This is a genomic window from Planktosalinus sp. (genome assembly GCF_059864935.1).
Window position 1 is genome coordinate 1 of sequence record NZ_JCBCCK010000082.1, and the last position, 7,507, is coordinate 7,507.

7 protein-coding genes are annotated in these 7,507 nt (G+C 36.5%); 5 read left to right on the forward strand and 2 right to left on the reverse strand.

Going from position 1 to position 7,507, the window contains the following annotated elements; genetic code table 11:
• Positions 1-294: 294 nt before the first annotated feature.
• Together tsaE and porX are read right to left on the reverse strand one after the other, a co-directional pair.
• Positions 295-708, reverse strand: coding sequence for a tRNA (adenosine(37)-N6)-threonylcarbamoyltransferase complex ATPase subunit type 1 TsaE (tsaE, locus tag AC6F75_RS03580; RefSeq protein WP_500713577.1), 414 nt, complete (start codon positions 706-708; stop codon positions 295-297).
• Between the two features lie 39 nt (positions 709-747).
• On the reverse strand, positions 748-2,298 hold the full coding sequence (porX, locus tag AC6F75_RS03585; RefSeq protein ID WP_500713578.1) for a T9SS response regulator signal transducer PorX: 1,551 nt from the start codon (positions 2,296-2,298) through the stop codon (positions 748-750).
• 80 nt (positions 2,299-2,378) lie between these two features.
• Between porX and AC6F75_RS03590 the strand changes: the two genes are divergently transcribed.
• The 5 genes from AC6F75_RS03590 to efp all read left to right on the forward strand — a co-directional run.
• Positions 2,379-3,608: an HD domain-containing protein gene (locus AC6F75_RS03590; protein WP_500713579.1), complete on the forward strand. Its 1,230-nt coding sequence runs from the start codon at positions 2,379-2,381 to the stop codon at positions 3,606-3,608.
• Positions 3,609-3,718: 110 nt separating this feature from the next.
• A complete protein-coding gene (gene lpxD / locus AC6F75_RS03595) occupies positions 3,719-4,744 on the forward strand; it encodes a UDP-3-O-(3-hydroxymyristoyl)glucosamine N-acyltransferase (protein ID WP_500713580.1) in 1,026 nt (341 codons plus the stop codon).
• Positions 4,737-6,140: a bifunctional UDP-3-O-[3-hydroxymyristoyl] N-acetylglucosamine deacetylase/3-hydroxyacyl-ACP dehydratase gene (locus AC6F75_RS03600; RefSeq protein WP_500713581.1), complete on the forward strand. Its 1,404-nt coding sequence runs from the start codon at positions 4,737-4,739 to the stop codon at positions 6,138-6,140. Before lpxD ends, AC6F75_RS03600 begins: the two co-directional genes overlap by 8 nt.
• A gap of 1 nt (position 6,141) precedes the next feature.
• Positions 6,142-6,927, forward strand: a complete 786-nt coding sequence (lpxA, locus tag AC6F75_RS03605; protein WP_500713582.1) for an acyl-ACP--UDP-N-acetylglucosamine O-acyltransferase — start codon at positions 6,142-6,144, stop codon at positions 6,925-6,927.
• Positions 6,928-6,953: 26 nt separating this feature from the next.
• A partial coding sequence (efp, locus tag AC6F75_RS03610; RefSeq protein WP_500713583.1) for an elongation factor P occupies positions 6,954-7,507 on the forward strand: 554 nt, incomplete at its 3' end.

A 7,507-nucleotide genomic window follows, 5' to 3' on the forward strand; every position in this document is an offset into this window, starting at 1 on the left:
TCATTGCTGTCTATGCTTTCTGGTGTACAAGATACAAATAATCCAGTAAAAAATAGAGCAACAAAAAACATTGCTTTTGACATTTTCATAATATTAGTTTTTGTGAGGTTAATAGTACAAACCTATTTAAAAAAAACTAAAGTATTTTAAAAACTATTCCCGTATCTTAGTATGTTATCTTCTTTTCAGGATTTTACACCTCATTTTCACAATAAAATAACAAGTTTTTTAGTAATTCAGGAATCGATAAACCCAGTGTTTATCTACAAAAGCGTTGTGTTTTAAAGTTTCTCTCTATTCACCGGCGCGTATTTTTAGCGTTCTTGTTCCATCAGTGTTTTTTGTTAAAAATATTTCGTTTTTTGAGCTGGGTAGAATTTTTTCAATTTTCTCCGGCCACTCAATTAATTTCCAATTGTTGCTGAAAAAGTATTCTTCAACCCCAAAATCAAGAGCTTCTTTTTCGTCTTCCAATCTGTAAAAATCAAAATGGTAAACAACACCATCTTGAATTGGATATTCGTTGACTAATGAAAAAGTAGGACTGGAAACATTTTCTGAAAAACCGAGTTGTTTAACAATCTCCTTAATAAGGGTTGTTTTGCCAACACCCATATTGCCATAAAAAAGCAAAGTTTTTCCGGAAACAGAGGAAAGCACAGCATTTGCCGCATTTGGCAAACCGGTTAAATCGTAGGTATGTATCATAACTTTGGGGTTACGAGCCCAAATATAACAAAAAATACATTACCTCGGCATTAAAACTGAAAATGGTATAATCATTTCCTCAAGTGATACTCCACCGTGCTGGTAAGTGTTTCTGTAATAGCTTACATAATGATTGTAATTGTTGGGGTATGCAAAAAACAGATCACCCCTGGCAAATATAAATGAACTGCTCATATTAATGCTTGGCAAGTGTACAGATTTTGGGTCTTTTACAGCCAAAACCTCTTTTTGCTCATAGGTTAAACTTTTCCCGGTTTTGTACCTCAGGTTCAAGCTTGTATTTTTGTCACCAATCACTTTTGAAGGGTGTTTTACATTGATTGTGCCGTGGTCTGTAGTGAGGATTAATTTAAATCCTAACTGGGCTGCTTGCTGGATGATTTCCATTAAGGGCGAATTTTTAAACCAACTTTGCGTCAATGACCTGTATGATTTATCATTTGACGCCAATTCTTTAATCACGTCCATTTCGGTTTTGGCGTGTGAAATCATATCCACAAAGTTATAAACCACTACTGTCAGGTCTTTGTCCTTTTGAGATTTAAAGTTTTCTACAAGTTTTTTACCCTGTTTTAAACTTGAAATTTTGAAATAATCAAAATTAATCTGTTGCCCAAGCCTTTTTAGCTGAGCTTCTAAAAATTCTTTTTCATACATATTTTTACCTCCATCATCAGTGTCATTCAGCCACAAATCAGGATGTAGCTTTTCCATGTCGTCGGGCATAAGCCCGGAAAAAATAGCGTTACGGGAATATTGGGTTGCCGTTGGCAATATGCTGAAAAATAAAGATTCAGATTCTTTTTTGTAAATATTATTCAGAAAGGGTTCAAATGATTTCCACTGGTCAAATCTCAGGTTGTCTATAACGACAAGCAGCGTGGGCCTGTCTTTTGAAAGCTCTGGCACCACTTTTTCCCTGAAAAGTGTATGTGACATTACGGGTGCATCATTTCCTTTTTCAAACCAACTTTGATAATTTTTCTCAATAAATTTAAAAAACTGGGTATTGGCTTCAGATTTTTGTGATTCAAGGATTTCAAACATTCCCGTATCTTCAATTTCTTCAAGCTGTAGTTCCCAGTAAACTAATTTTTGATACAAGTCTACCCATTCCTGATAGCTGTTGACAGATGACAAATCCATAGCAATTTTTCTAAACTCCTGCTGATAGTTTGAAGTTGTTTTTTGAGTAACCAGCTTAGAATGGTCCAAATTCTTTTTTAGGCTCAGTAAAATTTGGTTAGGATTAACGGGTTTTATCAGGTAATCGGCTATTTTTGAACCGATAGCTTCTTCCATGATATACTCTTCCTCGCTTTTTGTAATCATTACCACAGGGAGATTGGCTTTTTTTTCCTTTAGTTCATGCAGGGTTTCAATTCCGGTTAAACCGGGCATATTTTCATCGAGAAAAACAATGTCAAAGTTTTTGTTTTCAATCTCTTCCAAAGCTTCAGTGCCGCTTTGGGCTTTAGTTACAAGGTAGTTTCTTCCTTCCAGAAAAAGTATGTGTGGTTTTAGTAATTCAATTTCGTCATCAACCCAGAGAATGTTTATCTTGTTCATATATTTTACAGTGTATTTTAAAAAGTATTAATTGACTATATTTGTCAAGGTTTTATCAAGCTTTTCTAAATTATATTCCATTGAACGCTCATACTAAGCTCAATATTTTTAACGACCCAATTTACGGTTTTATTACCATACCGGATACCATTGTTTTTAAATTGATTGAGCACCCGTATTTTCAAAGGCTGCGCCGTATTTCGCAAATGGGCTTGTCCTATTTGGTTTATCCCGGTGCTCACCACACGCGTTTTCACCACGCCTTGGGTTGTATGTATCTAATGCAAAAAGCAGTCCAAGTATTGCGTTTTAAGGGGGTTAGTATTTCTGATGAAGAGGAAGAAGCTTTACTCATTGCCATTTTATTGCATGATATTGGTCACGGGCCCTTTTCTCATGCAATGGAAAACAGCATAGTAAATGGTGTTTCTCACGAGGAAATTTCATTGCTTTTTATGGAAACTCTCAACGAAAAGTTTAACGGAAGATTAACGCAGGCCATAGAAATTTTCAACGGTAATCATCCCAAAAAGTTTTTATGTCAGTTAATTTCAGGACAAATGGACATGGATCGATTAGATTACCTGAAAAGAGACAGCTTTTATGCAGGAACTCCCGAAGGAAACATCAATTCTGAACGCCTTATCACTATGCTTAATGTGGTGGATAACGAGTTGGTGGTTGAAGAAAAAGGGGTTTATTCCATAGAAAAATTCATTATTGCAAGGCGCTTTATGTATTGGCAAGTGTATTTGCACAAAACCGGAATCGTTGCAGAACAAATCCTTGTCAATATATTAAAACGGGCTAAAGAACTTACCCAAAACGGAAAATCATTGGAAGCCAGTAAGTCTTTGAAGTTTTTTTTAGAATATCAAATAGGTAAAACAACCTTTACGGGTGAAGTATTAAAAACCTTTTCAGAACTTGACGATACTGATATACTCGCTGCAGTAAAAACATGGAAAAGCGCCGATGATTTTATTTTAAAGACACTTTGCGAAAGCCTTTTGAACAGAAATCTTTTCAAAATCAAAATTAAGAATGAACTTTTTAACCAATCTGAAATTGATAAAAAAATAAAAAAAGTAATGGATACATACAAAATTTCCGAGGCTGAAGCAGCCTATTTTACATATAATGGAACAATTACAAACCTGGCATACAGCGAAACCAAGCAAAATATAAAGCTGCTCACGCAGAAAGGAAATGTTGTTGATCTTGCACAGATGAGTGACCAGATTAACAGCAAGGCTTTGACTAATTTGGTCACAAAATACTATCTATGTTATCCAAAGAATAAAGATTGAGCCTTTTTTTCTATTTTTGCCTGAATGAAACAACAAGTTCAAAACAACACATCACTATATTTTAAACCTAACCGGTTTTAACTCATACATTATAAACCACAAACTAATAGATGAAGTTTACGGCATCACAAATTGCAAGCATACTGGAAGGCGAAGTTGACGGTAACCCTGAAATTGAAGTTTCCAAGCTATCTAAAATTGAAGAAGGTGAACCAGGCTCTCTTACATTTCTTTCAAATCCAAAATACACTTCATTTATTTATTCAACCAATGCTTCCATCACCATAGTAAACAAAGGTTTCAAGCCTGAAGAAAAGCTGAAAACCACGCTTATTAGAGTTGAAAATGCTTATAGTGCTTTTTCCAAATTGTTAGAATACTACAATATGGTAAAGCTCAACAAGTCAGGAATTGAAGAGCCGGTTTTTAAGGCTAAAACGGCGATTTTTGGTGAGAATATTTATTTGGGGGCGTTCTCTTATGTAGGTGATGGTGTGAAAGTGGGCAACAATGTAAAAATATTCCCCAACGTCTATATTGGTGATAATGTTACCATTGGTGACAACGTTATAATTTTTGCAGGTGCTAAAATATATTCCGAAACTTTAATAGGTAACAATTGTGTCATTCATAGCGGCGTAATTTTAGGTGCAGACGGTTTTGGGTTTACACCCAACGAAAATGGCGAGTACACAAAAGTCCCTCAGACAGGAAATGTCATTATTGAAGAATTTGTAGATATTGGTGCTGGCACAACTATCGACCGTGCAACTTTGGGTTCAACTATCATCAGAAAAGGAGTGAAGCTGGACAATCAAATACAAATTGCCCACAATGTGGAAATTGGAGAAAACACGGTGATTGCTGCACAATCAGGTATTGCAGGTTCTACAAAAATCGGAAAAAATTGCATGATTGGCGGCCAAGTTGGAATTGCAGGACACTTGACAATTGGCAATGGTGCTAGAATTCAGGCGCAAAGTGGTATAGGAAGAAATGTTAAAGACAACGAGACCCTTCAGGGTTCTCCGGCATTAAACTATGGTGATTATAACAAGAGTTATGTGCATTTTAAAAACTTTCCCAAAATCATGGAAAGACTAAATAACATAGAAAAAAAGAATGGAAATGAATGAATGTTTGAAAAAACAGCGCACCCTTGCTAAAGAAATTTCACTTAAGGGAGTTGGGCTTCATACCGGAGAAGAAGTTACTCTGACTTTAAAACCTGCACCAATTAATTTTGGCTTTGCATTTATACGTACAGATTTAGAAGGAAGCCCTGTCATTGAAGCAGATGCTAATTATGTTGTTAGTACCCAAAGAGGAACCAACCTTGAAAAAAGAGGCGTCAAAATTCATACTTCTGAACATGTGCTTGCAGCCCTTGTAGGTATGGACATTGACAACTGTATACTTGAACTTAACGCACCGGAGCCACCAATCATGGATGGGTCTTCAAAATATTTCGTCGAAGCGATTGAAAAAGCAGGGACTGTAGAACAGGAAGCTCCTCGTGAAGAATATATAGTAAAAGAAGTAATTTCATATGTCGATGAAGATACAGGAAGTGAAATTACCGTAATACCCGCAGACGAATATCAGGTAACTACCATGGTGGATTTTGGAACTAAAGTTTTGGGCACTCAAAATGCAACTTTAAAAAACATTTCAGATTTCAAAGACGAAATTGCCAATGCAAGGACATTCAGTTTTCTTCATGAAATAGAAATGCTTTTGGAGCATGGGCTTATAAAAGGTGGAGATTTAAACAATGCCATCGTTTATGTAGACAAAGAACTTTTACCTTCAACTATGGAAAAATTGAGAGTGGCCTTTAAAAAAGACAATATTTCGGTTAAACCAAACGGCATCCTTGACAATCTTACTTTGCACTACCCCAATGAAGCTGCACGTCATAAGTTACTTGACGTAATTGGTGATTTGGCACTTATAGGCACCAGAATAAGGGGAAAAGTCATTGCAAACAAGCCGGGGCATCACGTGAACACTCAGTTTGCCAAAAAGCTTTCCAAATTGATTAAAATTGAAAAGCGCAACAATATTCCAAAATATGATTTGTCACAGCCTCCCTTGATGGATGTGAATCAAATCATGAATATGCTGCCACACAGACCACCTTTTTTATTGGTTGATAAAATTATAGAACTTTCAGACTCTCATGTAGTGGGATTGAAGAATGTAACTATGAACGAGCCCTTTTTTGTGGGTCACTTTCCCGGAGCACCTGTAATGCCCGGTGTTCTAATCGTTGAGGCTATGGCTCAAACGGGAGGTATACTTGCATTAAGCACAGTGCCAGATCCTGAAAATTACCTCACATACTTTATGAAAATCAACAATGTGAAATTTAAACAACAAGTGTTGCCCGGCGATACATTAGTATTCAAACTAGAACTTATTACACCTATTCGACGTGGAATTGTCCATATGCAAGGAAATGCATACGCAAACGACAAGCTTGTTACAGAAGCCGAATTAATGGCTCAAATAGTAAAAACAAAAGAATAAAATGAATCAACCCTTAGCATACGTCCATCCGGGCGCAAAAATTGCAAAAAACGTAGTCATAGAACCTTTTACAACCATTCATAACAATGTAATCATTGGTGAAGGCACTTGGATAGGTTCAAATGTAACCATTATGGAAGGCGCACGCATCGGTAAAAATTGTAATATTTTTCCGGGTGCTGTAATTTCAGCCATCCCACAGGATTTAAAATTTCAGGATGAAGAAACTACTGTTGAAATTGGAGACGGCACAACTATCCGTGAATTTGTAACCATCAACCGAGGTACACTTGACCGAATGAAAACTGTAGTTGGAAAAAACTGCTGGATTATGGCCTATTGCCACATTGCACACGACTGTATAGTGGGTGATAACTGTGTCTTTTCAAATAACAGTACGCTTGCTGGACACATCACTGTGGGAGACTATGTGGTTTTGGCAGGTATGGCAGCCATTCAACAGTTTTGTATGATTGGAAGCCACGCTTTTGTTACCGGTGGTTCATTGGTAAGGAAAGATGTTCCACCTTATGTAAAAGCGGGTAGAGAACCGCTTTCTTATGTGGGAATCAATTCCATTGGTTTGAGACGTCGTGGGTTTAGCACTGAAAAAATCAGGGAAATACAAAATATCTATAGAATTCTTTATCAGAAAAACTACAACAATTCACAAGCAGCAGAAATCATTGAAGCAGAAATGGAAGCCACTCCTGAAAGAGATGAAATCCTTCAGTTTATCAAGAATTCACAACGAGGTATCATGAAAGGATATATAAGCTCAATTTAAAAATATTTCAAAATACTAAACTTAAAATGGCAACAACATCAGATATCAGAAACGGACTTTGCATAAAACACAACCATGACATATATAAAGTCATTGAATTTCTTCACGTAAAACCCGGTAAAGGCCCCGCTTTTGTAAGGACTAAACTAAAAAGTGTAACTTCAGGTAAAGTAGTTGACAATACCTTTTCTGCCGGGCATAAAATTGAAGAAGTAAAAGTAGTTACAAGTAAATATCAATTTCTCTATAATGACGTTGACTTCTACCACTTTATGGATGTAGAAGATTTCACTCAAATTCAACTTAAAGAGAGTGCCCTTGATAGTCCCGGATTGCTTAAAGAAGGTGAAGTTGTGACAATCCTCATTAATACCGAAGACAATATGCCCCTTTCAGTGGAAATGCCTGCTAGTGTTATTCTTGAGGTTACAGCAACAGAGCCGGGCATGAAAGGCAACACAGCTACAAATGCCACAAAACCGGCAACAGTTGAAACCGGTGCCATAGTGAATGTACCCTTATTCATCAATGAAGGCGACAAAATTAAAATTGAAACCGATAAAGGAACTTATAAAGAGAG

Excerpts from the sequence above, each read along its gene's own strand:
- tsaE (WP_500713577.1), bottom strand. The coding sequence starts at position 708 with ATGATACATACCTACGATTTAACCGGTTTGCCAAATGCGGCAAATGCT.
- AC6F75_RS03600 (WP_500713581.1), top strand. The coding sequence starts at position 4,737 with ATGAATGAATGTTTGAAAAAACAGCGCACCCTTGCTAAAGAAATTTCA.
- lpxA (WP_500713582.1), top strand. The coding sequence starts at position 6,142 with ATGAATCAACCCTTAGCATACGTCCATCCGGGCGCAAAAATTGCAAAA.
- porX (WP_500713578.1), bottom strand. The coding sequence starts at position 2,298 with ATGAACAAGATAAACATTCTCTGGGTTGATGACGAAATTGAATTACTA.
- lpxD (WP_500713580.1), top strand. The coding sequence starts at position 3,719 with ATGAAGTTTACGGCATCACAAATTGCAAGCATACTGGAAGGCGAAGTT.